The sequence below is a fragment of the Cryobacterium glaciale genome, assembly GCF_004402535.1.
Classification (GTDB): Bacteria; Actinomycetota; Actinomycetes; order Actinomycetales; family Microbacteriaceae; genus Cryobacterium; species Cryobacterium glaciale.
In genome coordinates this window covers 71,505-98,365 of the sequence record NZ_SOEY01000008.1, presented here as the reverse complement: position 1 = coordinate 98,365, position 26,861 = coordinate 71,505, and the positions used below count along the sequence as shown (strand labels likewise).

Here is a 26,861-nt window from a genome sequence, read left to right as displayed (position 1 = left end):
CCTACCGCCGAAGCTCGAAGCTGGTGGCGCCGATCTTCACGGTGGCGTTCAGGGGAATCTTAGTCGGCACGGTGACGCGCGAGCCGGCCAGAAAGGTGCCGTTGGTGGAATCGAGGTCCTGCAGCATCCACTCGTCGTGCCAGAGCATCAGACGAGCGTGGTGGGTGGACGTGTAGTCATCGCGAATGACCAGGCTGGAGTCGCTCGAACGGCCGATGGTGATCGTGTCGCTGCTCAGCGGAAACTCGGTGCCGGCTTTCGGGCCGCTCGTGATGACCAGGCGGGTGGTGTTCTGGCTGGTGGCCAGTCCGGCCTGCGCACCCGGGACGTCCTGGGTGCCCGGGCTGGCGCGGGCGACCGGCGCTGTGAAGGCCTCCGCGACCGCTGCTGCGACGGGAACCGCGACGGGTACAGCGGATGCCGGGAAGGCGGCGGGCGGGACGGGCGCGGCATCCGCTTTCATCTTGCGCACGCGTTGGCCGAACAGGTCGCTGCGCAGGGCGTAGACGATTCCGAAGATGAACATCCAGAGCAGAAGCAGAAAGCCGATGCGCAGCACGAGCAGGGTCAGTTCGCTGACGTTCATACGCCCGGCCCCCAGAATCCGCCCATGTCGTGGCGTTCGGTGGCCGGGTCGGTCGGTGCCGCCGCACGGGGAGCCTCGCTGGACGCCTGGGCGATCACTCGGAACACGATGCGGGTGCGGCCGATGGTGACGGTCGAGTCTGGCTCGAGGATGGCCTGGCTGACCGGGGCGCCGTTGAGCTGGGAGCCGTTGGTGGAGCCGAGGTCGCGCACCTGGGCGCGGGCGCCGTCCCAGAGGATTTCGACGTGGCGGCGGGAGGTTCCGGTGTCGTCGACGGTGATGTCGGCGTCGGAGCCGCGGCCGATCACGGTGCGTGCCTTGACTAGCTGGTAGCGGGTACCGTTGATGTCGAGAACCGGGGTCCAGGCGACGGTGCTCGTGACCGAGCTCGAGTCGATCTGCACCATGCCCTCGCTGAGGCTGCGGTCGTCCTGCAGGGTGATCGTGATGCCGCCCGTGAACTGGTAGCGCTGCTCGGTGCCGTGTTTTTGTACCAGGGCGGTGAGTTCGTCGATGAGGGTGACGCCGAGGGCGCTCATGCGGGCGTAGTCGGTGTGGGACATGCGCACCGTGAAGCGATTGGGCGCGAGGATGCGATCCCGCGCTACGACAGCGGCCTTCGTGTCGAGCTCACGACGCAGCGCGGAGGTTATTTCCACCGGCTGCAAGCCCGATCGAAAGGTCTTGGCGAACGCTCCGTTGACGGCGCGCTCCAAGCCCTTTTCAAAGTTATCCAGTATGCCCACAGGTCTCCCGATCCGGTCCGTTTGGCTATGAGCATGTTACTTGTCTCGGGTGACAACCCACCTTGAGGGCGCAAACGGCACGAACAGTCATACTACCCGCGGAGCGTCCCAGACCGAATTCCGCACCCATTATGGGCATTCCCTGAGACTTTTCGATGGGTCTCGGCGAGCGGATGCGGCGCGGCCGGGCAGGAATGGCGTCATTTGAGCGCGACGCGCCGTCGAATGGCGCTGACCCCCCTCGCAGTGTTAGCATTCCTAAGTTCGCGCGAGTGGCGGAATTGGCAGACGCGCTGGCTTCAGGTGCCAGTGTTCGAAAGGACGTAGGGGTTCAAGTCCCCTCTCGCGCACAGCGGATGGGTGCGGATAGCCGCACAATCCATGCGAACAGTCAGGGCCTTCGAGAAATCGGAGGCCCTGTGTCGTTGGTGCCGGCCTCACTCACTACCGGCCTGAGACAGGTGTGCGCCGCGTCATCGCGGGTGAGGTGTCCCGACAAGAGCCTGGTGGCAGGCAATGTGACCTACCGCGTCATTCCGTGCCGCCTCGAGGCGAGGGGCAAGTAGCCTTGCGGAGACGCTGCGGGAATCTGCCCGGGCGAGAACGGATCGCGATGACGACGGGTGCCTCCCGGCTGAGCAGGTTTCGGCCGAGCCGGCCGAGCCGGTGGTTTCGGTTGGCCTGGATCGCGCCAGCCCTGCTCGCAGTTCTGGCCCTCATCGTGCTCGCGGCGAACGGATTGAACGCCCTTCCCTCGGTCGAGTCATTCAGGCGCAGCTACCCCGGTGTGGCGACCCAGGCGGCCGCTGCACCGATCGGAATACCGGCCTGGCTGGCCTGGCAGCACGGCCTCAATGCCTTCTTCATCCTGTTCGTCCTTCGCACCGGATGGCAGGTGCGCACGACCAAACGTCCGTCCATTTTCTGGACGCGCACGAACACGGGGCGCTTTCGCACGAAGAACCCGCCGATTCGCATCACACTCGACGTCTGGCAGCACATCGTCTTCGACACCCTCTGGGCGGTCAACGGCATCGTGTTCTACGTTCTGCTGTTTTCGACCGGGCAGTGGCTGCGCATCGTGCCCACAAACTGGGACGTCTTTCCCAACGCGGTCTCGGCGGGCCTGCAGTATGCCTCGCTCGCCTGGCCGACCGACTCCGGCTGGGTGTATTACAACGCCCTGCAGCTGCTCAGCTACTTCTTGGTCGTGTTCGTGGCGGCGCCGATCGCACTCGTGACCGGCCTGCGCATGTCACCGGGGTTTTCGGCGCGGTTGCGACGCCTCGACCGCGTCTTTCCGCTGCCAGTGGCGCGCAGGCTGCACTTCGCGGCGCTCATCCTCTTCGTGGCTTTCATCATCGTGCACGTTCTGCTCGTGTTCACGACCGGCGCCCGCGCCAATCTCAACTACATGTATGCGGCGCGAAGCGACGACGGCTGGCTAGGCGTCTGGATTTTCGTCGGGTCACTCCTGCTCGTGGCCGCGGTCTGGCTGGGCGCGCGTCCCGCCGTCGTTCGCGCCATCGCGGCTCGGAGTGGGCGCATCATCCACCGCACGCGGTAGATCAGGCGTGGTCGCGAGAATGTCGCGGCTGAGCAGGGCCGCTCCAGCGACCGCCGCGGGCATCACGATGACGGCCGCGCCCGGAATCAGGAACAGTACATAGGTGAGCACCCCGAAACCGAGGCTGCGGGGACGGCGGGAGCGGAGCATCCGTCGTCGCTGGGTGAGGGTGAATCCGCGGGCATCGAAGGCGAAGCCGGTGAGTTCGAGGGCGAGGATCCAGCCGCCGAACAGCGCGCCGAGAAGGAGCGCGAGCAGCTGGCCGAGCCCGGGAATCAGGCCGCACAGCAGCAGTACGAGCGCGACCAGAAGGGCGAGGCCGACCAGCCGCAGGGCGTCGGCGACGGAACGCACCAGACTGCGGTGTTCTTCGACCGGCGCGTCGCCGAGGCTGATCTCGACCGACCGCCAGATGCGCTCGTAGAAGGGGTCGCCGACCAGCAGTGTCACCGCTACAAAGGTGTACGCCATCAAGAGGATGCCGGCGGCCGCGACCGCGACGCCCGCCACGACCCGCAGACCCGTGCGCCACGGCTCTCCCCAGCCGCTCGCGAACGGAGTGAGCCAGGCGGCGGTGGCCTCGACATTGACCAGCAGGAGCACGATTCCGGCGAGGTAGACGATGCCCACGATGAACGCCGGCAGGGCGCCGAGCAGCATGAGGCGCGGTGAGGTGATCCACATTCTGAGGCCGCGCCCGAGAAAGCCGGCCCCGGCGACGAACTCGCGGGTGGCGGTGGGGCGGGGCGACGGCGGCACACCCACACCCTAACCCGCCGGCTGGCCGCGTGAACCGGTATTCTCGAAGGTACAACAGTGAGAGGGGGCAGCCGTGACACACGCGTATCCGCTGCACGTCGACGTCGAAGCGGCCTGCCTCTGCTGCCTCGCGCCGCAGCCGTTTCACTTCACCTCGCTGAGCGACCAGGTGGTCTGCTCGAAGTGCGTGCACCATCTTGGAACTGAGAAGAGCGAGCGCCGCGATCTCGAACACGTGAAGCTGTGGGCGGCGCGGTGGGCTTCGAGCGAGACCAGCCACGCCGAATATATCGCCGAAACGGATGCCCTGCTCGTCGCCAGAGACACCGATCTGACCGCGCTGCGCGACCAGGTCGCCAAACTCAGTGCCCTGGTCGCCGGACAATTCTCGGCCGGAATCGAGGGCGTGCGCGGATTGCTGCAGAACGACCTGGTCAAACGGGCAGAACGCAACACCGAGCTGGCCCGGCGTCAGATCGACTGGGCGATGGCTGGCATCTGGCGCACTGAGGCGCTGCACCACGACTCGGCGCCGCAGAACAACTCGGCGGCTCAAAAATGCTCCTGCGGCCGCACCGCCGGCAGCTGCGCGGAGAGCGCCGCGATCGACCCCCTGCGCCAGGCGCTGCGCGACTGGGAGAAGAAGAACGTCGCGCTGCTGCAGAGTGGCCGGCGGCACGGTCTGCCCGGCGAGCATCCTGCGGTGCTGGCCCAGCGCATCCGCTGACTGAGGCCAGTTAGTGACCGACCGCGACGGGGGCGCCGAGCGGCGGGCGACGCACGAGGAACGCGGCCGGAATCGCGAACAGTGAGATGATGGCGCCGCACAGGAACGCACCGCGAATACCGGATGCCGTCGCTGAGATCTCGGAGACGCCCTGCGCCATGAGCGCGGCCGACTGTGCGGTCATGACGGCGATGAACAGGGCCGTTCCGACGGCGCCGGCGAGCTGCTGGATGGTGCCGACGACCGCGCTGCCGTGCGAGTACAGGCTCGGCTTGAGCGAGCCGAGGCCCGAGGTGAACAGCGGCGTGAACAGCAGGGAGAGGCCGGCGCTCATGCCAACATGGGCGATCAGGAGCATCCATGGCGGCGTGGTCTGACCCATCATGGTCATCGCCCAGAACGCGGCGCTGACGATGATCGATCCGGGAACCAGCAGGATGGTCGGGCCACGATGGTCGTAGATGCGCCCGACGAACGGCGCGAGCAGTCCCATGGTGAGGCCACCAGGGAGCAGCAGCAGCCCGGTTTCGAGGGCGGTCAGGCCGAGCACGTTCTGCATGTACAGCGGCAGCAAGATGATGGTGCCGAACAGGGCGAGCATGCTGATGCTCAGCATGGAAATCGAGAGGGTGAAGGTGCGCGAGCTGAACACGCGCAGGTCGAGCAAGGCGCGATCGGTGCGCTGCAATCGCAGCTGGCGCAGCACGAACAAGGCGAGGGCGACCAGGCCGATGCCGAGCGGCACCCAGCCGGCAGCGGATGCCCCACCCAGGTTGCTCAGGCCGTAAACGAACCCGCCGAAGCCGAAAGCCGAGAGGATGACGGAGAGGACGTCGAGCGGAACCTTGCGCGGCGTCGTCACGTTCTGGATGCGTGAGGCGCCGAGGATGAGCGCGCCGATCGCGATCGGTAGCACGAGGATGAACATCCAGCGCCAGTCGAGCACGCTGAGGATCACGCCGGAGATCGTCGGGCCGATCGCCGGGGCGACCGAGATGACGATGGAGATGTTTCCCATGGTCTTGCCCCGCGAAGCCGGTGCGACGAGCGTCATGACGGTTGTCATGAGCAACGGCATCATGATGGCCGTACCGCTGGCCTGCACGATGCGGCCCAGCAGCAGCACCTCGAAGCCGGGCGCGAGCGCGGCGATCAGGGTTCCGGTGCTAAACAGCGTCATGGCGGCGATGAACACCGGGCGGGTGTTGAAACGCTGGATGAGGAAACCGGTGATCGGAATGACCACGGCCATGGTGAGCATGAACGCCGTGGTCAGCCACTGCGCGGCGGTCGCGGTGATGCTGAGGTCCTTCATGAGGTGCGGCAGCGCCACGCCCATGATGGTCTCGTTCAAAATGACGACAAACGCGGAGACCAACAGCAGTCGGATCACCAGCTGGTTGCGCTTGGCGTCGGGGTGCACCTCGGCCTCGGTCGTGGGCGCGCTGGTTGTTGCGGTCATGGCTGGTCCTGACGTGGTGCGAGAAGGGAATGTGCCAATTAATGACATGCGAGAATGAGCGGCCGTGCGCCCCCCGGGCCGGTTCGCTGTGTGCGCCTCTAAGTGCAGCGTCGTGCAGGGTATGGATTATTCCTGCGCTGGCGAAGTTCGCGAAAGCGGGAAAAACGTTGCTTGCGGTACCGTGAAACAACAAATTTCCCGCTCTCGCGTTCAGTCAGGATAGGCGAAGCTTGAGATAGGGAGCGGTTTTGCTCGTTGGGTGGGCGGCGACCGTGGCGGGGGTGCCGGCGGCGATGATGCGGCCGCCGGCGTCGCCACCGCCGGGGCCGAGGTCGATCACCCAGTCGGCGGTTGCGACCACGTCCATCTCGTGTTCCACCACGACGACGGTGTTTCCGGCGTCGACGAGGCGTCCGAGCTGGTGCAGGAGCAGCTCCACATCGGCCGGGTGCAGCCCGGTCGTCGGTTCGTCGAGCAGGTAGAGCGTGTGGCCGCGACGGGCGCGCTGCAGTTCGGTCGCAAGCTTAATGCGCTGGGCCTCGCCGCCGGAGAGCTCGGTGGCCGGCTGCCCGAGCCGCAGATAACCGAGGCCCACCTCGCGCAGGGTTTCGAGGCTGCGCGCGGCGGCGGTGACGTCGGTGAGAAAGCCGAGCGCGGCATCCACTGTGAGGCCGAGCACCTCGGCGACGTTCTTGCCGCGGTAGGTCACCTTGAGGGTCTCGGGGTTGTAGCGCGAGCCGCCACAGTCCGGGCAGGGCGCGTAGCTGCCCGGCAGAAAGAGCAGTCCGACGGCCACGAAACCCTCGCCGAGGCAGGTCTCGCAGCGGCCGCCGGCCACGTTGAACGAGAACCGTGAGGCGGTGAAGCCGCGCGCGCGAGCCTCGTCGGTGGCCGCGAAGGTGGCCCGCACGGCATCGAACAGGCCGGTGTAGGTGGCGAGGTTGGAGCGCGGCGTGCGCCCGATCGGCTTCTGGTCCACCTGCACCAGCCGATCGACGGCCTCGAGCCCGGTCACCGCGGCGACCAGGCTGGAGGCAGCCTCCATGTCGGCGTCGGGATCGTCGAGATCGAGCACCGGCACGTCGTCGGGATCGGGATGCAGATGCTGCCCCACAGCCTCTGCGAGCACCTGGCTGACCAGGGTAGACTTGCCCGACCCGCTCACTCCGGTCACCGCCGTCAAAACCCCGAGCGGAATCTGCGCGTCGAGACCCTGCAGGTTGTGTCTGGTCACGTCGGTCAACCCCAACCAGCCGAGCGGATGCCGCAGCTCGCCCCGCGCCACCGGCTCGCGATCCTCGGCGAACAGGTAGCGCCGTGTCACGGACGGCCCCACCGCCGCGAGCCCAGCGGTCGGACCGCTGTAGAGCACCTCGCCGCCGCCCTCGCCGGCCCGGGGGCCAACGTCGACGACCCAGTCGGCGCTTCTGACGACGTCCATATTGTGTTCGACCACGAAGACCGAGTTGCCCGACTGCTTGAGCTGCTCGAGCACGAGCAGCAGGGGCTCCGCGTCGGCCGGGTGTAGCCCGGCCGAGGGCTCGTCGAGCACGTAGATAACGCCGAACAGGCCGGAGCGCAGCTGGGTGGCGATGCGCAGCCGCTGCATCTCCCCCGGCGACAGGGTGGGCGTCGACCGGCCGAGGGCCAGGTAGCCGAGGCCCAGTTCGAGCAGCACGTCGATGCGGCGCAGCAGGTCGCCGGCCAGGGTGACGGCCACCTCCGTTGCGGCGGGGTCGCCCGCGACGATTGGCCGCAGGATCTCGGCCAGCGCGGTCATCGGCAGGGCATTGAGCGCGGCAATCGACCGGCCGGCCACGGTCACGGCGAGGGCTTCGGGCTTCAGGCCGCTCCCGGCGCAGTCCGGGCAGGGGCCGGTATCGACGTAGCGCAGCACCCGCTGCCGCACGTTGGGGCTTTTGCTGTCGGCCAGGGTGTGCAGCACGAAGCTTTTCGCGCTCCAGAATCGGCCCTGGTAGGGCTTGGCGATGCGGTCGCGTTGCGGCATGACCTCGACCACCGGTTGTTGCTCGGTGAACAGAATCCAGTCACGATCGGCGCGCGGTAGGTCCTGCCAGGGCCGGTCGATGTCGTAGCCGAGCACCGCGACAATGTCGCGCAGATTCTTGCCCTGCCAGGCACCGGGCCACGCCGCGATCGCGCCATCGCGGATGCTCAGCGCGGGATCGAGCACCATCGACGCTTCGCTGACGGTGTGGGCCAGGCCCAGGCCGTGGCAGCGCGGGCAGGCACCCATCGCCGTGTTCGGGGAGAAGGAGTCGGATTCGAGGCGACCGGCCGCATCCGCTGGATATATCCCGGCACGGGAATACATCATGCGCAGCGAGTTGGAGAGGGTGGTGACCGTACCGACGCTCGAGCGGGAGCTCGGTGTCCCGCGGCGTTGTTGCAGCGCGACGGCAGGGGGCAGCCCGGTGATCTCATCGACGTGCGGGGTATGCCCCTGTTGGATGAGTCGGCGGGCATAGGGCGCGACCGACTCGAAGAAGCGACGCTGCGCCTCGGCGAAGATGGTGCCGAAGGCGAGCGAGGATTTGCCGGAGCCCGAGACGCCGGTGAACGCGACGATGGCGTCCCTGGGTACGTCGACGTTTACATTGCGCAGGTTGTTTTCTCGGGCACCGCGCACCCGCACGAAGCCCTCGGACTGATTTTCGCTAAGCATCCGAACTACAATAGTTCCTGCAGTTGTGTGCCGACCGGTCAGATCGAGGTGGCATCCTCGACCTGGCCAACGAGCTCCTCGATGATGTCCTCCAGAAAGAGCACACCGGTCACGGTGCCGTCGGCGTCGAACGCCGTCGCCACGTGAGCGCCGAGGCGACGCATCGACGCGAGCGCATCCTCCAACTCGCTGTCACACGAAACGGATGCGAGTCGGCGCAGCCGCTTGCTCGGCACCGGCTCGATCTGGGAGCGGCGGGCGGAGATCACGGCGAATTCGGCGCCGACGAAGAACGCGTTCACCACCAGCAGCACGACGAGCCAGATCAGGCCGGGCAGATACTCATTCATGGATCAGGTCTTTCTTGATATCCTTCACGATTCGGTCGTGCGGGGTGGCCAGGCTCGGGTCGGTCTCGGGATCGGCGGGCGTGTAACGCACGCGGTGCACACGCACGCCGTCGACACGGTCGATGCGCAGCACGCCGCCCGCGATGGCGACCTCGTCGCCGAGTTCGGGGATGCGATCGAGCTGGTCGGCGAGAAATCCGCCGACACTGTCGTAGTCGCCATCGTCGGGAACGGCCACGCCGGCCCGGTCGAGCAGCTCGTCGGGGCGCCAGGCGGCGTCGAAGACGACGGACCGGCCGAAGCGCACGACGCCGGCCTTGGCCCGGTCGTGCTCGTCTTCGAGTTCACCGACGAGTTCCTCAACGAGGTCTTCGAGGGTGACGATGCCGGCGGTTCCGCCGTATTCGTCGGCGGCGACAGCAATCTGGAAGCCCTGCTGGCGCAGGGCGGCGAGCAGGGAATCCAAGCCCATGGTCTCGGGAACGCGCAGCGCCTCCACCTTCAGGTCGGCGGCGGTCACCGTGCCCCGCTCACTCAGCGCGACGGCGAAGGCCTGTTTCACGTGCAACACTCCGACGATGTCGTCCGAGTCCTTGTCGATCACCGGAAAACGCGAGTAGCCCGTGCTGGTCGCCAGACGCACAATGGCATCGGCCGTGTCGGTAACGTGCACGGAGGCCATGCGCACCCGGGGGGTCATGACATCGGCTGCCGAATGGTCGGAGAATCGCAGGGTGCGGTGCAGCATGGCGGCGTGGTCGCCGTCGAGTGCCCCCTCGCGGGCGGAGCGGCGCACCAGGAAGCTGAGCTCCTCGGCACTGCGGGCGCCGGAGAGCTCTTCCTTCGGTTCAATGCCGAAGCGACGAATGATCGCGTTGGCGGTGTTGTTGAACAGCAGGATGACGGGTTTGAACACGGTCGTGAACACGGCCTGCGCCGGCACGACGACCTTCGCCGTCGCGAGCGGAACGGCGAGGGCGAAGTTCTTGGGAACGAGCTCGCCGATCACCATGGAGAACAGGGTCGCGAGCGAGATGGCGATGATCGTTCCCACGAGGGGAACAAGGCCGGCCGGCACACCGGCACTCGTCAACGGTGAGCTCAGCAGCGCGCGGATGGCCGGTTCGAAGGTGAACCCGGTCAGCAGCGTGGTCAGGGTGATGCCCAGCTGCGCGCTCGACAGGTGGGTCGAGGTGATCTTGAGCGCCTTGATGGTCGGACCGAGACGTTTCTCGCCGCGATCTCGGCGGGCTTCGAGGTCATTGCGGTCAAGCGTCACGAGCGCGAACTCGGAGGCTACGAAAATTCCCGTTCCGACGGTGAGAACGAGTCCTACGCCCACCATGATCCACTCATACATGTTGTGGTCACTCTCAGTGACAGAGGCATGTCGGTGGTGGCGGGCGAGGGTTTATGCGAGGGAGGGTCTTCCATTGTGCTTATAAGGCTATAGACGGATGCTGCCAAACCGCCCGTCTGCCAAGCGCTAGGAGACTGCCGGCGCAGCGGCCTACTCGGACAGCTCGCGCAGCACGACCTTCATGATCTTTCCGGTAGCGGTGCGTGGCAGGGCGTCGACGAAGGTCACATAGTCGGGCACCTTGAACGCTGCGATCAGGTAGCGGGTGTGGGTGAGTAGGTCGACCTCGGTCACCATCGAGTCGGGTCGCAGCACGACGTAGGCCTTGGGTCGTTCGCCCCACTTCGGATGTGGCATGCCGACCACGGCGACGTCGAGCACGGTCGGGTGGGTGAGCATCGCGTTCTCGACCTCGATGGTGGAGATGTTCTCGCCGCCCGAGATGATGATGTCCTTGGCCCGGTCCTTGATTTCGATGTACCCGTCCGGGTGCATAACGCCGAGGTCGCCGGTGTGGAACCAGCCGCCGCGGAAGGCATCCGCTGTGGCCTGCCGGTCTTTGAAATAGCCGAGCATGACGTTGTTGCCGCGCAGCACGATCTCGCCGATGGTCTGCGCGTCGGCCGGAACGTCGGTCATGGCGGAGTCGACGATGCGCGCCGATTCGGCCTGCACCATGCCCACGCCCTGACGGGAGATCTTGCGGGCGCGTTCGTCGGCGGGCAGGTCGTCCCACTCGCGCTGGTATTCGCAGATCGTGTACGGGCCGTAGACCTCGGTGAGACCGTAGACGTGCACGACCGTGATGCCGAGCGCATCGAGCTGCTCGATCACGCTCGGCGACGGCGGGGCGCCAGCCGTGGTGATGGACAGCGGCGTGTCGAGCAGGTGCTTCATCGGCGCGTTGGCGATGACGCCGCACACCGTGGGAGCGCCGCACAGGTTGGTCACGCCGAGGGTATCGATGGCCGACCAGACCGATTCGGCGCGCACGGTGCGCAGGCAGACGTGGGTCGCGCCGGCGGCCGTGACCGCCCACGGCGTGCACCAGCCGTTGCAGTGGAACATCGGCAGGGTCCACAGGTAGACCGAGTCGCTCGTGAACTTGTTGTGGAACACCTCGCCGAAGGAGTTGAGGTAGGCGCCGCGGTGCGAATACATGACGCCCTTGGGCTTGCCGGTCGTGCCCGAGGTGTAGTTGATCGAGATGACCGCGCGTTCGTCGGTGACCTCCCAGGCCAGTGGATCGGCTCCGTCGTTGTCGGCCTCGGCCAGGAATGATTCGAGCGTCTGCTGGCCGACCTCAAGGCCACTGCCGGTGAGCCCGAACTCGCCGTCGGCGATTTCGATGACACCTGTCAAGGCAGCGGATGCCGCGAACGCGTCACCGACCCCGGCGACCAGCTCGGCATCGATGAACAACAGGGTGGCCTCGGAGTGCTCGAGGACGTAGTGCACCTCCGGTCCGGCGAGCCGCGAATTCAGCGCGACGAGTACTCCGCCGGCCAGGGGAACGGCATAGTGGGCGATGAGCATCTCGGGTATATTCGGCGCGAGGAATATTACCCGGTCGCCCGGGGAGATGCGCGAGCGGATGGCGTGCGCGAGCTCCTCGGCCGCCTGGGCGAATTCCCGGTAGTTGTAACGCCTGGCGCCGTAGATGATCGCATCCTTGTTAGGGAATACTTCGGCGCTGCGTTGCAGAAAGCGCATCGGCGTGAGCGGTGAATCGTTGGGGGTGCCGGTGCTGCTCAGTAGTGTCGTCAGGTCAATCACGCAGGACTCCTTTGTCCGAAAAGATCTAGCGAAGTGCGGGCTTAGTGAAAGGCGCTGACCCCGGTCAGGTCGCGACCGATGAGCAGCGACTGGATGCTCTCGGTCCCCTCATAGGTGTGGATTGATTCGATGTCGGCGAGGTGTCGGATGACGTGGTTCTCGAGCAGAATGCCGTTGCCGCCGAGCATGTCCCGGGCGAGAGAGGCGAGCGAGCGGGCCGCGCGGGTGTTGTGAAACTTGGCGAGGCTGGCCTGAATAGGCCGCAGGGTGCCGGCGGCGTCGAGTTCGGCCAGGCGGATGCAGTGCAGCTGCATCGAGGTGAGCTCGGACAGCATGAGGGTGAGGCGCTCCTGCACGATCTGGAATCCGGCGATCGATTTGCCGAACTGCACGCGTTGCTGGGCGTAGTTGAGGGCGGCTTCGAAGACAGCGGTGGCATGTCCGAGCGCTGACCAGGCCACGCCGAGCCGGGTGGCGAACAGTACGACCGCGGTGTCCTTGAAGGTGTGAGTGCCGGGGAGCACGGCATCGAGCGGGATGCGCACGTTGGTCAGGGTGATGCGGGCCTGGTGCACCGCGCGCAGCGAGCCCTTGCCGAGCATCGTCTCGCCGTGGTAGCCGGGCAGGGACTGGTCCACCAGAAAGCCGCGCACGTTGCCGTCGTCGTCGCGGGCCCAGACCACGGTGACGTCGCCGACCGAACCGTTGCCGATCCACTTCTTCTCGCCGTTGATGACCCATTCGTCGCCGTCACGATGCGCGGTGGTCTCGAGGGCCACCGAATCCGAGCCGTGGTCCGGTTCGGTCAGGGCGAAGGCGCCGAGCTTCTCGGCACGCGCCAGTGGAACCAGCCAGGTAGCCTTCTGCTCATCGCTGCCGAACATGGCGATGCTGCGCAGGGCCAGCCCGCCCTGCACGGCCACGACGGTGCCCATCGAGCCGTCGCCGCGGGAGATCTCCATGTTCACGAGGCCGGCTGCAAGGGGGGACATCGGGGTGAGTCCCGGTCCAACGACACCGTCGGTGAGCAGATCGAGCTTGCCCAGGCGGCGGGCGAGGTGCAGCGGGTACTCCGCCTTGTCCCAGGCCTCGCTCAGCTCGTCGAGTGTCTCGACCGCGAAGGTACGTGCCCGGCTCCAGAACGCCCGATCGGCGTCGGGAACTTCGGCGAACACGCCGTAGTAGTCGGTGTCGAGCGGGGCTGATACATCGTAGTCGGGCATCAGTGCCTTTCACGGTAGCGGGAGTGACTACAGTTCTACCTGACACTGAGTCTCAAGTCAAGTGACACTTGGTGTCAGAGTGCGGCGGAGCGGAGCTGTTTCTCGATCGCCCGGGCAACATCGTGCGGCAGCGCCGAAGCGGGAAATACCGCGACGAGCAGCTCGTTGGCGGGCATTTCCGCGGTTTCGCGCCGGGCGACGGCGGGGGCAAAACGGTCGCGCACCGCGTGCAGTTCGTCGGCGAGGCCGGCCGAATCGGGCATCCGTTCTGCGTCGACGGCGCGAATCAGGCGGCGCAGCTCGAAATTGTGCGTGGCGGTCACGGCGGCTGCGAATTGAATCGCGATCACCGGGTCGACACCCGGCAGCGTTCGCCGCAAAAAGGCCGAGAAGGTCTTCTCGTAGCGGGACACCATCACGGTTTCCCGGTCACGCAGAACGGATGTCTGGCGCACAAGCAGGTCGCGCACCCGCACGATCTCGAGGCGCTCCCGAAACCGCTCGAACACGAGCGCCGCTGCCTCACAGACGGCCAGCCAGGGGTCGTCGTGTTCGGCGGCGAAATAGTCGCCGATCTGCTCGAGCAGCTCATCGTGGTCTGCGAAGATCACGTCATCCTTCGACCGGAACTGACGAAAGAAGGTGCTGCGGGACACCCCCGCAGCCGCAGCGATCTGCGCGGTGCTGGTGGCCTCGTAGCCCTGGGCCTGGAACAGGCCGACGGCGATATCGGCGACGGCGACGCGGCTGCGGGCATCCGCTTGCCGAGCGGCCCGCGGAAGGGTGAAATCGGGGACTTCAGTGGCGGCAGACGGATCAGACATGATCTGGCGAAATTAGCACGGAATGAGTGCAGTGGACGGTGGGTTGACGCACCGGCGGATGCACAAGGTTTCCATAAGGCCCGCATCGCACTCTTACAGCATTCGCTCACCCTGAAGAGATCGGTGCGTCATGAGCAGGTTCGAAGGTAAAGGAATTGTTCGCAGCATGAGAAACACCACTGGAATGCGAGGTAGTCCACCTTCCCAGGACAGTGAAAGACCACGGAGGGTCTTCGGAAAGCCCATGCGCATTCTCGCCGCCGGCATGGCTGCCGTGCTCTATGCCGGGCTCGGCCTGTCGGCCGCGCTCCCGGCGCAGGCCGCGGTCGCCCCGGTCGGCCAGGGGTTCACCGTCACGGCGTCCGACCTCGCTTACATCCTCAAGCAAATCAAGATCGCTGAAGCGCACGTGACCAACACCACCTCGGCCACCGGCCCCTGCGGCGCCCTGGTCGGAACCGGCCCCAACCAGATAGCCAGCCCCCTGCTCTCCCTCGGACTGCGCACGGTCGACGGTTCCTGCAACAACCTGCAGCCCGGCCAGGACCAGTTCGGCGCCGCCGACCAGGTCTTCCCGCGCCTCGCGACGCCGGTCTTCTCCTCAGCGGATAACACTCCCGCTGGCTTTGGACCACCGAACCCGACCACCTACGCCCAGAAAAAGGGCCTCGTCTTCGACTCTGAGCCACGCACCGTCAGCAACCTGATTGTCGATCAAACGTCGACCAACCCGGCCGCCATCGCCGCCGCCGGCAACCCGGTACGCACCCAGGGCAACGAGGGCGTTGTAGCCTGCACGACCGACCCGAGCCCGACCGTGCCGTTCGGCGTTCCCGCCGGCTGCATCCCGTCCAATGAGACACTGTTCATGCCGAACGTGACGACCGACGTCGGCCTGTCGCCGCCGTACAACTCCCTGTTCACCCTGTTCGGCCAGTTCTTCGACCACGGCATCGATCAGACGGTCAAGGGCGGCGGCACGGTCTTCGTGCCCCTCAAAGCGGATGACCCGCTGCGCGTCTCCGGTCCCGACGGGATCGCCGGCAATGGCGACGAGGTTCCTGCCGCCGAGGCCTTCATGGTGTTGACCCGCGGGCAGAACCAGCCCGGCGCTGACGGCGTCGTCGGCGACAACCCGGCCACCCCGGCCGATGAGAGCGCTGATGACATTCAGGACGCCCTCAACACGGACTCACCCTGGGTCGATCAGAGCCAGACCTATACCTCACACCCGTCGCACCAGGTGTTCCTGCGCGAGTACGTGCTGAACGCCGGACGACCGGTAGCCACCGGCAAGCTCCTCGGTGGCCCGGCCGGACCGACCGCTGGCGGCATGGCCACCTGGGCCACCACCAAGGCTCAGGCCGCGAACATGCTGGGACTTCTGCTGGCGGACAAGGATGTGCTCAACGTCCCGATGCTCGCAGCGGATGCCTACGGCAAGTTCATCCCGGGACCGCTGCGCGGAATGCCGCAGTACGCCACCGCGACCGGCCTGGTCGAGGGCGACACCGCCAACCCCGTGCCCGTTCCGAGCAACGTGCTGTACTTCAACACTCCGTTCCTGACCGATATCGCGCACAACGCGGAACCGAAGTCCGGACTGAGCCCGGACGGTGACAACACGGCATCCGCTGACTTCGCCAGCCAGCCGGCCGGAACCTACGACGATGAGATGCTCAATGCTCACTTCATCGCCGGAGACGGTCGTGTCAACGAGAACATCGGCCTGACCGCCATTCACCAGGTGTTCCACTCCGAGCACGACCGCCTCATCGTCGACATTGAGAACACCCTGACCAACGACACCTCCACCAAGGGCATTGCCGCCCTGGCCGAGTGGAAGCTGGCCAGCGGTGCCGCCGGCTGGAATGGCGAGCGTCTGTTCCAGGCTGCTCGATTCGTCACTGAGATGGAATATCAGCACCTCGTGTTCGAAGAGTTCGCACGCAAGGTGCAGCCCGGTATCAATCCGTTCGAACCGTTCGCGTTCACCCAGACCGAGATCAACCCAGCGGTCAAGGCGGAGTTCGCTCACGCCGTGTACCGCTTCGGACACTCCATGTTGACCGAGACGATCTCGCGTACCAACGAGGGCAAGCCGGGTGCTGATGGCGTCTTTGGCACGAGCGACGACATTCGGGGCAGCTTGAACGACATCTCCCTGCTCGAGGGGTTCCTCAACCCGCTGGCGTACACCGACGGTGGACCCGATGGTCAGCTGACCTCGGAAGAGGCCGCTGGCAGCGTCATCATGGGAATGAGTGACCAGGTCGGCAACGAACTCGACGAGTTCGTCACCGACACCCTGCGCAACAACCTGCTGGGTCTGCCGCTCGACCTGGCATCGATCAACATGACCCGTGCGCGTTCGGAAGGCGTGCCGCGGTTGAACGTCTTCCGTCGCGAACTGTTCAACAAGACCAACGACGGGGCGCTCAAGCCGTACACGAACTGGATCGACTTCGGTGAGAACCTCAAACACCCGGAATCGCTCATCAACTTCGTGGCCGCCTACGGTCAGTACCCAACTATCACGAGCGCGACCACGCTCGATGGTAAGCGTGACGCTGCGCGACTGATCGTGAGCCCTGACGCCCTCGCCGGAGAAGTGTCTCCGGACGGTGCCATGGACTTCATGAACAGCACGGGAGCATGGGCCAACACGGGCACGCGCTCGATCACCGGTCTCGACGACGTCGATCTCTGGGTCGGCGGTCTCGCGGAGATGACCACCCCGTTCGGCGGCTTGCTCGGCACAACGTTCAACTACGTGTTCGAGAACCAGATGACCGACCTGCAAAACGGGGACCGGCTGTATTACCTCGCCCGCACGCCCGGCATGAACCTCCGCACCCAGCTGGAGGGCAACTCCTTTGCCGAGCTCATGATGCGCAACACCAATGCGCAGACCCTGAAGGCCGACCCCTTCGCCACGGCCGATTGCAAGTTCGAGTTGAAGAACCTGGCTGGAACCGTCGCAGGGTTCGCGGCTTCGGGGAACATCGTCGCCAACGATCCGCAGTCCGAGTGTGATGAGACAGCGTTGCTGATTCGCATGCCCGACGGCACGATCAAGTACCGTGCCCGCAACGCGGTCGACCCTTCCGGCATCAACGGGCAGGCTGTCTACAACGGCACCGCCAATGTGGACCGGATGTTCGGCGGCAACGACAACGACACCTACTGGGGTGGCCTCGGCAACGACGTCATCGAGGGTGGTGGTGGAGCCGACGTGGCTCTTGGTGGCGAAGGCGACGACATCATCACCGACCTCGCCGGAGACGATGTCCCCAAGGGCGGACCGGGCAACGACGCGATCGATGCCGGCCCCGGACTCGACATCATCATGGGTGGCGAAGGCAAGGACTTCACGAACGGTGGAGCCAACGCCAACGAGACCTTCGGTGGCGCCGGCGATGACTTCATGATTCTCGGTGAAAGCCTCGATGCTGGTTTCGGTGACGGTGGCGACGACTGGGAAGAGGGCGGCAACCAGCCCGACCTCATGATTGGAGACAGCAGCAACCTGTTCTTCCTGGACGACTCACAGAAGCCCGGTCACGACTTCATGATCGGCCAGGGCGGCGACGACGACTACGACATGGAGGGTGGCGACGACATTGGCGTTGCCGGTCCGGGAGTCGAAAAGAACGCCGGTGGTTCCGGCTACGACTGGTCAACCGGCCAGGGTGACCCCCAGGCGCAGGACGCCGATCTGGCGCTGCCGATCGCGCCGCTCGACATTCTGCAGGTCGGTGTGCGCGACAAGTTCAACGAAGTCGAGGCACTCTCCGGCTGGAAGCTGAATGACGTACTCCGTGGTGACGACGTTGTTCCCAGCGCCGTCGGCGGCGGCGGTTTCATCGGCTGTGACGTGGTGGACCAGGCCGGAGTAGACCGCATTGCGGGCTTCGACGCGCTGATTCCGGAATTCACAACCACGCTGGCATCCGTTGTCGCACTGTCAGCACAGGGTGACTGCCCGATCCTGACCGGCCCCAACGTCTGGGGTGCCGGCAACGTGCTCCTCGGCGGCGGCGGCAGCGACCTGATCGAGGGACGAGGAGCCGACGACATCATCGACGGTGACGCGTACCTCAGTCTTCGCCTGAGCGTTCGGACCAACCCGAACGACCCGGCGACGGAGATCGGCAGTGCCAGCATCAACGGCACGAACCAGAGTGCCATGGCCAGCCAGTACCTTTCTGACGGCGCCGGTGGACTCACCGGGCCGACGCTGCAGGAAGCTGTCTTTGCCGGCACGGTCGACCCCGGTGACATCGTTGCCGTCCGCGAGATCCTCTACGGCACGGGTGGTATCGACACCGCGCAGTTCTCCGGACTGACCAGCGACTACGTGGTCACCACGACCGGTGGCAACGGCACGCTCGGCTCGGCTGGATCGACCACCACGGTGCTCGACAACCGCGGTACCGACGGTACGGACACCCTGCGCAACATCGAACGCCTGCAGTTCCGCGACACCGTGGCCCCGGGAACCCCGACCGCCGTCGCTGCAGTTGCCGGCGACGGTCAGGCGACCGTCGACTGGGTAGCTTCACTGACCGGCATCCCCACCAGCTTCTCGGTGCGGGTGCTCGACTCGGCCGGAGCCCAGGTGGGCGCACTGCGAACCGCACCCGGAACCGCTTTCAGCCTGGTTGTCACCGGACTGACCAACGGCTCCAGCTACACCTTCCAGGTATCGGCGACCAACGCGGAAGGAACGAGCGCATTCTCGGCTTCGTCCAACGCGGTGACTCCGTCGGCACCGGTGGTGCAGGTGGTGGCTGGCGCTCCGACGATCGGTACCCCGGTCGCTGGTAACGCTCAGGTGACCGTCAACTGGACGGCTCCCGCGCCGGTGGCCAACCAGGCACCGATCACGGGCTACCGCGTTCGCACTTACGAGGGCACGGGCACTACGGTGTTCCGCACCTCGAACGTCGCCCCCGGGTCATCCGTGACGATCACGGTGCTGACCAACGGAACCGGGTACTCCTTCGATGTCGCCGCGATCAACGCGGTCGGCACCGGAGCGGCCTCGGCCCGATCGGTAGTGGTCACCCCGACCGCACCGGTCGTGCAGGTGGTCGCTGGCGCTCCGACGATCGGAACCTTGGTCGCTGGTGACGCATCGGTGACCGTCAACTGGACGGCCCCCGCACCGGTGGCCAACCAGGCGCCGATCACGGGCTACCTGGTTCGCACCTTTGTCGGAGCGAGCGCGACGGCCACGGGCACCACGACGGTGGCTAACGTCACCAGCGCGGTGATCGGGTCGCTCACGAACGGAACCGGGTACACCTTCGATGTCGCCGCGATCAACGCGGTCGGCACCGGAGCGGCGTCCGCTCGTTCGGTGGTTGCCACACCGCGCACGGAATTCGTGCTCCCCACGGTGATCGCCCGCACGCCGGCCTCCGGTGCTCGCTCGGTCAGCCAGACCGGCAACCTGACGGCAACGTTCAGTGAGCCGGTCACCGGGGTTAGCGGCACGACGTTTGTGCTGCGGCGCGGCACGCTGGTGATCGCCGCCGTGGTCTCGTACAACGCCACGACGCGAGTCGCGACGCTGAACCCGAGTGTGACGCTGCTCACCGACCGCACCTATACGGCCACCCTCTCGGGCATCCGTGACGTGGCCGGCAACACGATGGCCGACAGCACCTGGTCGTTCATCACCGGTCCGGCTCCGACGATCACTACGAGGACTCCCGCCGCGGGAGCCACCGGGGTACGCCGGAACGCCAACGTGACTGCGACCTTCAGTGAAGACATCATCGGAGTCAGCGCGAGCACTGTTGTGATCACCCGGGTCTCCACCGGAGCGGTAGTCGCATCGGCGGCGGCGTTCAACGCCACCACCAATGTGCTGACAATCAACCCCGGGGTAACCCTGACCTCGAACGTGCAGTACCGGGTGACCATCATCGGTGGCAACACGAGCGTTCGAGATCTGATCGGAAACCCCCTGGTGACGAGTACGTGGACCTTCACGACCGGCACCGTGCTCTAAGAAACACCTGATCCGCTTCACCCGGCCGGCGACTGAATTCAGTTGTCGGCCGGTTCTCCCACCTCGCCAGAACAGCACAAAACCTTCAAGAGGGAAACGAGATCACGCAGGGAAATACTCGGGGCCAGCTCACCGTCGATAGGGCATCGTAGGAAACAGTTAGTGGCCCCATTTGCAGTCGGCGTTAACGTGAGGACCACCTCGGCCCTCGTGGGCAGGGCCGGACAGACCGTGAGTGCAGAGTCCCAACTCGGCGGCGCGAGGGCCGGTGCCACGATCCGCGTCCAATAAGCCACCGACGAGATCTACCCGACGGCTACGAGCGAAAGATACGGTTTGGTTCAGCTCCTCCACCCAGGAGCAGGACCAAGCCGTATTTGCACGTCTCCGCGTAACAATGCCGCTACCGGCCATATGATCCGTCTTGTTGTTATGAGCAGTGTGAATCTACTGACTAACCGAACCCGAAATCGAGGAGCACCATGACACCGAGCACCGATCTCTCCCGCCGCTCCATTATCCTGATCGGGAGCGCGGGCACCGCTGCTGCACTTGCCGGCTGCTCGGCTGAATCCTCCGCCGGAGTGGGGGCTGGTGGCCCGGCGACGACGTCCGCGGGCGGGAGTGCGCCCCAAGAGGTTGCCAAACTTGCCGACATCCTGGTCGGCGGCTTAATTTCGGCCGCCCTGGACGGGAAGCCGATTTCTGCTTTCACAGCCGACCGACGGCAGCGTCATTGCCTTTAGCGCCATCTGCACGCACCAGGGTTGGGTCGTCAAACCCGGGGGCGGCGAATTCGATTGCCCGTGCCATCAGTCACGCTTCAACGGGGCAACTGGCGAGGTTATTGACGGTCCCGCGCCCTCGCCGCTGAAAAAGATTCCGGTGCGCGTCACCAACGGCGTCGTGCTCGCCGGTCCCTAACCATCGAGGGTGACCATGAACATCCACAAAAATGTGGCCGGTCACCAAGATAATTGTCTACGTGGAAGACCTGCGAACCCAGTGCGGGACAGGGCGCCTCAAGCCGGTACGCGTAACGGGCTACCGACTCATCTGAGTCGATAGCCCGGCTAAGCCGCAGGCTGGTGCCAACGCTACCAAGATGACCAATTAACAGCATTTGTCCGTCGGCGATTCTCGGAACCATTTGGCAGCACCCGGCTGGCACCATCCCCGGCGCTAGTCATCGTTGCCTCCGTTGCCGTTGCCGGAGCTGCTGCTGCCGCTCACGGAATCGACCTGGCTGCCGAGGCCGCTGTTCTCACCGGCATCGGGGCCGGAATTAGTCTTGCGGCCCGATGCTGGTGTCGTCGACCGTGCCATTGACGCTGGGGCCGGAGTTGCTGCTCACCCGTCCGTCGCTGTCAACGGGAGCGTCGTTGACGTCGTCACTGCCGTTGCCCGATCCGATGCGGCCGTCGCTGTCGTCGGGCGCGGCGTCGTGGTTATGGTCCGAGGCAGCTTCGGTGACTGCGGGCGCGGGAGCGGGCTCGTTTGCCATGTCCACACCGACCCCGGCGGTCGAGCGGGGGGAAACGGTGACTGCTGCCAGGTTGGTGTTCGCCGCGCGCGCGATGCCGTTTTGGACCGACTGGATCAGCTCATCGCTGAGGAGCGGGCCGGTGTAAGTCACGTCGAGCTCACCGGTGCGGAGGGTGGTGGCGTAGTTGCCGAGCGCGTCCGACAGGATGCCTTCCCGGGCGATGGACTCCTCCAGTACGGCCGCGTTGGTCGATCGAACCGCGAACCGGAGATCGTGGACCAAGACCTCGGCGACGTGGTAATGGTCCACCCCAGGAACCGCAGGGTCCTGGAAGAACGCACGATTGACCAGTTCCCCGGCTTCGGCAACGGTGCCCTCCACCGGCAAAACCACGATCAGCTCCGGCACCATGTGCTCGAGCGCGGCGGCGTCGAGCACGTTGGGAGAGATGTTGGACAGGTTCATCTGGCTCTGGTTCGCCGCAGTATCCAGCACCGTGCGGAGCGCGGTGAGATCGGCGTCGGGAGTCGGGTGGAGTTCGATCACCACGCGGCGTCGAACCATCAGCCCGTCGTATGTCACAGTGGGTCGGTCGTTGCCGGTATCGGTACCCGTCTCAGCGGAGCCAATCAGTCCGGCCGAAACGGGAGTGGTTGGAGGGGGCGCCGCCACGGCGGTGCATCCGCTCAGCGCGAACGCGATCAGCGCCGCCGTGACCAATCGCGTGACGTGGCGCATGTTAGGTACCTGCCGGATACAGGGGCCGGTACGTCGGAGGGAAGGCACCCAGGGGCGTGGTGTCGACGAGTGGCCTGGCCGAGCTGACGGGGTCGTTGTTCCGCCAGTCGCCCACCGAGAACTGCACCATCATGTCGTGGTCTTCGTGCACCAGGTTGTGGCAGTGGATCATGTACCGTCCACCGGTGTGGGCACCGGTGTCGAACTGCATCAGCACGGTGACGGACTCGTTCTCACCCGCATAGAAAACGTCCTTCGGACCGTTCTCCCAGGGGAACGGCTTACCGCCATTGGTGTTTCGGGCGATGATCTTGGCATCGATCAGGTGAATGTGCACCGGGTGAAACCAACCGCCGGAAGCGTTCGTGATGGTCCATTGCTCCACGGAGTACGACGGTGGGCTGGCAAACACCTTAGAGAACCCGGACTTCTCCACGTCTTCCCAGGTTTCTTCGTTGATCGTCCACTCACCGCCTTGCCGAACCACCCTGAGCTCCCGCTTCGCGACGGCCATGCCAGGAGTCAGATCCATGGCGTGGAGGCCGCCTCTGGCCGCGTTGGGTGATGCACCGGTGTCGAGCGTCATCGGGATAGCGGAAATCGACCCCGCTGCGGAGCCGGAGTCGGCCACCACCTGGAACCGCATGATCTTGTTCGTGTTGGCGTAGTCGACGTTGTTCTTATTACTCAGGTTGCGCATCTCAATCATCTGGCCGACCTTGTACTTGCGAAAGTCAATCAGGACCTCGTAGCGCTCGGCGGTGCCCTGCCGCCAGGACTTCACCGCCTCCACCTTCGGCGTCATGCCACCATCGGTGCCGACGACGTAAAACGGGTCACCGGTGGACAAGGTGGGTCGATAGGAGCGGGTGATCGAGCCGACCAGCACCCGGAAACGGTAGACACGGGGCTTGACCTTCATTGTCGGCCACGGCACTCCATTAACCATGATGATGTCACCCCACAGCCCCAGGTGACCGTTGTCGTTGTACCCCAGGGAGGCATCAGCCTTGAACATAACATCCGAAATCAGCAGCGGCACGTCGAACTCGCCCTGCGGCAGCTGCGCGCGCTCGAACCGGTCAGACAGGGGGTAAACGGCGGCCAACCCCGAGTACACGCCCTGGGCGGTGACGAGGTGATTGTGGTCGTGGTACCAGAGTGTGCGCGCGGCCTGCCAGTTGGGGTAGTGGTAGGTCTTGAACTTGCCGGGAGTGGTGAAGTCGTTGGCGTAGCCGTCAAACTGGGGCAGCGAGGCAGAACCGTGCAGGTGGGTGACGGTGTTGAACGCCCCGGAGTGAAGGAGCGCGGTCGCCGGGAGCGCATTGCGGATGCGAACCTCGGTTCGGGTGCCCTGGTTGACACGGATGGTGGGCCCCGGGAAGATTCCGTTATAGCCGGCCACCGTGGTGGACAGTCCCGGAACGAACTTGCCCTGACCCAGCTTCTGGGTCAGGGCAAACTTGGCGAATGGCCGAGCCGGGTCGCCGGCGTCGAAGCCCGTGGCGTACGGCACCAGCTCGGGCGGGCGGCGGAACACGCCCGCGTAAGGGACCGGCATGTTCGCAGGTGCCAGCAGACTAGGGGTCGGGACCGGGTCCGACATCCTAGCCATGCCGAGGGTGCTCATAGCGCCGACGGACCCGACGACCCCGATTGCGCCCAACTGCAGAACTTCCCTACGTGTTGTCATAATCACTCCAGAGTGGTGCGTCGAAATGAGTTCATGATGAAGCATGCCGTGGCGGCCTTTTGGAAACCTTGTGAGCGAGGATGGTGTGCCGTGCAGGCGCAGGGGAACTGGCCCGTTGCGCTGCCGCCGGGGCGACCACTTCTTTCCGCGACCAGAGCCGATTGCAGATCATCACTGATCAGCGCGCCCAGGTAGCTCTCCTCGAGCGTGTCGGCACCCACGGTCGTGTTGCAATTGCCGAGGGCTTCCGAGAGGATGCCTTCCCGCGCGACAGCATCGGCCGGCCCGGTCGGGTCGACTGCGAACCGCAGATCGTGCGCGAGCACGTTGTGAGCCGCCAATGGCCGCCCAAGTTTTTCCAAAGGTTGGGTCAGGAAGATGTCAAGGCGTCCCAGTCTCGGGACGCCCGGGCCTAGGAATGTCAGGACCTTGCTGATCGCTGCCTCAGGCGGCCTAGTTTGGAGCGCATCATGATGGAAACACGGTCAAATATGGATGGGACTAGTCCCACCAAATACCGCCGGGGGCGCACCCGAGCCGGTACGGCGATCGCAGGCATCCTGGCAATCGCCTTGCTGCCCCTGGCTGCTCCGGCTTACGCTGCGACACCTCCAGCCTTCCCAAACGGCATCACCATCTTCCCCAACCGCGACTTCGTGTCGATCGACGGCTACCAGGACAGGGTCGGCCAACTCGCCACAATCACGGTTGACCGGGGCGGCGTTGTTACCGGACGCGCTGAGGGACTCGTCTCCGCCGGCTCTCCAGCGCTCGAGGCCAACCACCCGGGTGGGGTCTGCTGGGGCACCGGTGCGGGTGCCCCCAACGTGACGCCGGACATCCTGCCAGGTGATGAAGTCACGGTGGCGTTCAACGGCGTCAGCGCCGACTCGGCCGTGATACAAAGCCCCACAGTCACAGGTTCCACCCACACTCCCGGCACAACTCAGGTCGTCGTCAACGGCACTCTAAACGCTCCCGGGGGACCGGCTGCAGTTCCTGGCCAGATGGAGCAGCGGATCATCGAGCCCCTCCTGGTCTCGACCGACGTTGGCAAGCGGGATGTGCGCGCTCTCCCCGGACCTCTCACGCCCGCCGCCAACGGCGGTTACTCCTCAAGTCTGGAGTTCACCGCAACCACATTCACCGCGACTTATAACTTCGACCTGGCCAGCAGCGCAGACATTGCGGCTGCGGGCGAGAAGCGCGCGATGTCTTGGATGGGCACCGACCTGGCGGGCAACCGGCTCGGGGTGACAATCGCTGAGTTCGGCCTGACCGGCGGCCCCGGGATGGGCGGCTGCCCGCAGGGTCCGAGCAGTACTCCACCCAACGCTCCTGCCAACGTCAGCGGGATTCCCGGGGACGCCTCCCTCACCGCTACCTGGGACGCGGCGACCACCATCCCTGGCGGTTCCCCGGTGACGGGCTACGTGGTGGAGGTACAAACCGCCGGTGACCCCAACGCCGCCATCTTCCGCCGAACCGTCGGGGCCGCTGCCCTCTCGGCGCCCATCACGGGCCTAACCAACGGCACCGCATACACCATTCACGTGAACGCCACCAGCACCGCTGGACCGGGTTCCGTGGGCACGGGCGGTCCCATAACGCCGTCCCCGCTGCCGACCACAGCCCCCGGCGCGCCAACGATTGGCACCGCAACGGCTGGGAACACTTCAGCGACGGTGAACTGGACCAGACCTGCGGGCGTGGTTGACAGCTTCACTGTCACGGCCAGCACTGGAGGCGTTGTGGTCAGAACCATCCCCCTGGTTTCTGGTACCGCAGGAAGCGCCGTGATCAGCGGACTCGCTAACGGCACGCCCTACACCTTTACGGTGACCGCGGTGAACATTATCGGCCCCAGCTTGCCTTCGGCTGCCTCCAACACGGTCACCCCTGCTGTCCCCGTCACGGTACCAGGTGCCCCTACGATCGGGACCGTTACGGCCGGAAACGCCTCAGCCACGATCCCATGGACGGCGCCAGCTAACGCGGCGACATCGGCAATCACCGGGTACCGAATTCAGCGGTTCAGCGGGACTGGCACCACGGTGCTGGGCACGACGACGGTCGGGCCGACGTTGCGCTTGGCGACCGTGTCAGGGCTCACCAACGGCACCGCGGTCAGGTTCGATGTGACCGCAGTCACAGGGACGACATTCGGCGCGGTGTCGGCCAAGTCGGTGGTTGTCACACCACGCACGGAGTTCGTGCTCCCCACGGTGATCGCACGCACGCCGGCCTCCGGTGCTCGTTCGGTCAGCACGACCGGCAACCTGACGGCAACGTTCAGTGAGCCGGTCACCGGGGTTAGCGGCACGACGTTTGTGCTGCGGCGCGGCACGCTGGTGGTTGCCTCAGTGGTGTCGTACAACGCCACGACGCGAGTCGCGACGCTGAACCCGAGTGTGACGCTGCTCACCGACCGCACCTATACGGCCACCCTCTCGGGCATCCGTGACGTGGCCGGCAACACGATGGCCGACAGCACCTGGTCGTTCATCACCGGTCCGGCTCCGACGATCACTACGAGGACTCCCGCCGCGGGAGCCACCGGGGTACGCCGGAACGCCAACGTGACTGCGCTCTTCAGTGAAGACATCATCGGAGTCAGCGCGAGCACTGTTGTGATCACCCGGGTCTCCACCGGAGCGGTAGTCGCATCGGCGGCGGCGTTCAACGCCACCACCAATGTGCTGACAATCAACCCCGGGGTAACCCTGACCTCGAACGTGCAGTACCGGGTGACCATCATCGGTGGCAACACGAGCGTTCGAGATCTGATCGGAAACCCCCTGGTGACGAGCACCTGGACGTTCACGACGGGAGCCCTGCTCTAAGAGCTACCTGATC

18 protein-coding genes, 1 tRNA gene and 1 pseudogene are annotated in these 26,861 nt (G+C 65.6%); 7 read left to right on the top strand and 13 right to left on the bottom strand.

What is annotated here, in order from left to right; genetic code table 11:
* Nucleotide 1 precedes the first annotated feature (1 nt).
* Both E3O06_RS05225 and E3O06_RS05220 read right to left on the bottom strand, forming a co-directional pair.
* The gene (locus E3O06_RS05225) at nt 2–586 is read right to left on the bottom strand and encodes an FHA domain-containing protein FhaB/FipA (RefSeq protein WP_134501933.1); all 585 of its coding nucleotides are present in this window, start codon (nt 584–586) and stop codon (nt 2–4) included.
* Complete coding sequence (locus tag E3O06_RS05220; RefSeq protein ID WP_134501932.1) at nt 583–1,332, bottom strand: FhaA domain-containing protein; 750 nt, start codon at nt 1,330–1,332, stop codon at nt 583–585. Before E3O06_RS05220 ends, E3O06_RS05225 begins: the two co-directional genes overlap by 4 nt.
* Before the next feature lie 266 nt (nt 1,333–1,598).
* Here E3O06_RS05220 and E3O06_RS05215 point away from each other — a divergent pair.
* Both E3O06_RS05215 and E3O06_RS05210 read left to right on the top strand, forming a co-directional pair.
* Nucleotides 1,599–1,682 (top strand) — tRNA-Leu (locus E3O06_RS05215).
* A gap of 263 nt (nt 1,683–1,945) precedes the next feature.
* Nucleotides 1,946–2,899, top strand: coding sequence for a cytochrome b/b6 domain-containing protein (locus tag E3O06_RS05210; RefSeq protein ID WP_134501931.1), 954 nt, complete (start codon nt 1,946–1,948; stop codon nt 2,897–2,899).
* Here the strand turns inward: E3O06_RS05210 and E3O06_RS05205 are convergent.
* The gene (locus E3O06_RS05205; protein ID WP_198415783.1) at nt 2,801–3,658 is read right to left on the bottom strand and encodes an EI24 domain-containing protein; all 858 of its coding nucleotides are present in this window, start codon (nt 3,656–3,658) and stop codon (nt 2,801–2,803) included. The genes E3O06_RS05210 and E3O06_RS05205 overlap by 99 nt on opposite strands.
* A gap of 73 nt (nt 3,659–3,731) precedes the next feature.
* On the opposite strand from E3O06_RS05205, the gene E3O06_RS05200 reads away from it, so the two are divergent.
* Complete coding sequence (locus tag E3O06_RS05200) at nt 3,732–4,385, top strand: hypothetical protein (protein WP_134501930.1); 654 nt, start codon at nt 3,732–3,734, stop codon at nt 4,383–4,385.
* Nucleotides 4,386–4,395: 10 nt separating this feature from the next.
* Here E3O06_RS05200 and E3O06_RS05195 read toward each other — a convergent pair whose 3' ends face one another.
* From E3O06_RS05195 to E3O06_RS05165, 7 genes and pseudogenes are all read right to left on the bottom strand, one after another.
* Nucleotides 4,396–5,847 carry an MDR family MFS transporter gene (locus tag E3O06_RS05195; protein ID WP_134501929.1) on the bottom strand — a complete coding sequence of 484 codons (1,452 nt, stop codon included), beginning with the start codon at nt 5,845–5,847 and terminating at the stop codon, nt 4,396–4,398.
* 214 nt (nt 5,848–6,061) lie between these two features.
* Nucleotides 6,062–8,533 (bottom strand): excinuclease ABC subunit UvrA, encoded by a 2,472-nt coding sequence (locus E3O06_RS05190; RefSeq protein ID WP_134501928.1) that lies wholly within the window; start codon nt 8,531–8,533, stop codon nt 6,062–6,064.
* 38 nt (nt 8,534–8,571) lie between these two features.
* Nucleotides 8,572–8,772 (bottom strand): annotated as a pseudogene (locus tag E3O06_RS05185) (hypothetical protein); the annotation flags it as partial.
* Nucleotides 8,773–8,875: 103 nt separating this feature from the next.
* On the bottom strand, nt 8,876–10,243 hold the full coding sequence (locus E3O06_RS05180) for a hemolysin family protein (protein ID WP_134501926.1): 1,368 nt from the start codon (nt 10,241–10,243) through the stop codon (nt 8,876–8,878).
* A 150-nt stretch (nt 10,244–10,393) separates the two neighbouring features.
* Nucleotides 10,394–12,019, bottom strand: a complete 1,626-nt coding sequence (locus E3O06_RS05175) for an AMP-binding protein (protein WP_338144805.1) — start codon at nt 12,017–12,019, stop codon at nt 10,394–10,396.
* A gap of 41 nt (nt 12,020–12,060) precedes the next feature.
* On the bottom strand, nt 12,061–13,242 hold the full coding sequence (locus E3O06_RS05170; protein ID WP_134501925.1) for an acyl-CoA dehydrogenase family protein: 1,182 nt from the start codon (nt 13,240–13,242) through the stop codon (nt 12,061–12,063).
* 74 nt (nt 13,243–13,316) lie between these two features.
* The gene (locus tag E3O06_RS05165; protein ID WP_134501924.1) at nt 13,317–14,066 is read right to left on the bottom strand and encodes a TetR/AcrR family transcriptional regulator; all 750 of its coding nucleotides are present in this window, start codon (nt 14,064–14,066) and stop codon (nt 13,317–13,319) included.
* Nucleotides 14,067–14,310: 244 nt separating this feature from the next.
* Between E3O06_RS05165 and E3O06_RS05160 the strand changes: the two genes are divergently transcribed.
* The 3 genes from E3O06_RS05160 (at nt 14,311) to E3O06_RS17930 (ending at nt 21,012) form a co-directional block, all read left to right on the top strand.
* Entirely contained in the window at nt 14,311–20,088 is a 5,778-nt protein-coding gene (locus E3O06_RS05160) for a peroxidase family protein (protein ID WP_166788110.1), read from the top strand.
* Between the two features lie 482 nt (nt 20,089–20,570).
* Complete coding sequence (locus E3O06_RS17935) at nt 20,571–20,834, top strand: hypothetical protein (protein ID WP_134501922.1); 264 nt, start codon at nt 20,571–20,573, stop codon at nt 20,832–20,834.
* Entirely contained in the window at nt 20,794–21,012 is a 219-nt protein-coding gene (locus E3O06_RS17930) for a QcrA and Rieske domain-containing protein (RefSeq protein WP_134502164.1), read from the top strand. Before E3O06_RS17935 ends, E3O06_RS17930 begins: the two co-directional genes overlap by 41 nt.
* Before the next feature lie 361 nt (nt 21,013–21,373).
* On the opposite strand, the gene E3O06_RS05145 is transcribed toward E3O06_RS17930, so the two are convergent.
* The 3 genes from E3O06_RS05145 to E3O06_RS05135 all read right to left on the bottom strand — a co-directional run bounded on the left by E3O06_RS05145 (nt 21,374) and on the right by E3O06_RS05135 (nt 24,331).
* Nucleotides 21,374–22,123, bottom strand: coding sequence for a hypothetical protein (locus tag E3O06_RS05145; RefSeq protein ID WP_206751365.1), 750 nt, complete (start codon nt 22,121–22,123; stop codon nt 21,374–21,376).
* Between the two features lie 190 nt (nt 22,124–22,313).
* Nucleotides 22,314–23,873, bottom strand: a complete 1,560-nt coding sequence (locus tag E3O06_RS05140) for a multicopper oxidase family protein (RefSeq protein WP_241979882.1) — start codon at nt 23,871–23,873, stop codon at nt 22,314–22,316.
* A gap of 134 nt (nt 23,874–24,007) precedes the next feature.
* Entirely contained in the window at nt 24,008–24,331 is a 324-nt protein-coding gene (locus E3O06_RS05135; RefSeq protein WP_134501919.1) for a hypothetical protein, read from the bottom strand.
* Nucleotides 24,332–24,496: 165 nt separating this feature from the next.
* Between E3O06_RS05135 and E3O06_RS17925 the strand changes: the two genes are divergently transcribed.
* Complete coding sequence (locus E3O06_RS17925; RefSeq protein ID WP_241979881.1) at nt 24,497–26,848, top strand: fibronectin type III domain-containing protein; 2,352 nt, start codon at nt 24,497–24,499, stop codon at nt 26,846–26,848.
* The last annotated feature ends 13 nt before the right edge of the window (nt 26,849–26,861 follow it).

What these genes read in the sequence shown, in the direction of transcription:
- E3O06_RS05225 (WP_134501933.1), bottom strand. Translation starts at nt 586, where the DNA reads ATGAACGTCAGCGAACTGACCCTGCTCGTGCTGCGCATCGGCTTTCTG.
- E3O06_RS05210 (WP_134501931.1), top strand. Translation starts at nt 1,946, where the DNA reads ATGACGACGGGTGCCTCCCGGCTGAGCAGGTTTCGGCCGAGCCGGCCG.
- E3O06_RS05195 (WP_134501929.1), bottom strand. Translation starts at nt 5,847, where the DNA reads ATGACCGCAACAACCAGCGCGCCCACGACCGAGGCCGAGGTGCACCCC.
- E3O06_RS05190 (WP_134501928.1), bottom strand. Translation starts at nt 8,533, where the DNA reads ATGCTTAGCGAAAATCAGTCCGAGGGCTTCGTGCGGGTGCGCGGTGCC.
- E3O06_RS05180 (WP_134501926.1), bottom strand. Translation starts at nt 10,243, where the DNA reads ATGTATGAGTGGATCATGGTGGGCGTAGGACTCGTTCTCACCGTCGGA.
- E3O06_RS05170 (WP_134501925.1), bottom strand. Translation starts at nt 13,242, where the DNA reads ATGCCCGACTACGATGTATCAGCCCCGCTCGACACCGACTACTACGGC.
- E3O06_RS05165 (WP_134501924.1), bottom strand. Translation starts at nt 14,066, where the DNA reads ATGTCTGATCCGTCTGCCGCCACTGAAGTCCCCGATTTCACCCTTCCG.
- E3O06_RS05160 (WP_166788110.1), top strand. Translation starts at nt 14,311, where the DNA reads ATGCGCATTCTCGCCGCCGGCATGGCTGCCGTGCTCTATGCCGGGCTC.
- E3O06_RS17935 (WP_134501922.1), top strand. Translation starts at nt 20,571, where the DNA reads ATGACACCGAGCACCGATCTCTCCCGCCGCTCCATTATCCTGATCGGG.
- E3O06_RS05140 (WP_241979882.1), bottom strand. Translation starts at nt 23,873, where the DNA reads ATGCCGGTCCCTTACGCGGGCGTGTTCCGCCGCCCGCCCGAGCTGGTG.
- E3O06_RS17925 (WP_241979881.1), top strand. Translation starts at nt 24,497, where the DNA reads ATGGATGGGACTAGTCCCACCAAATACCGCCGGGGGCGCACCCGAGCC.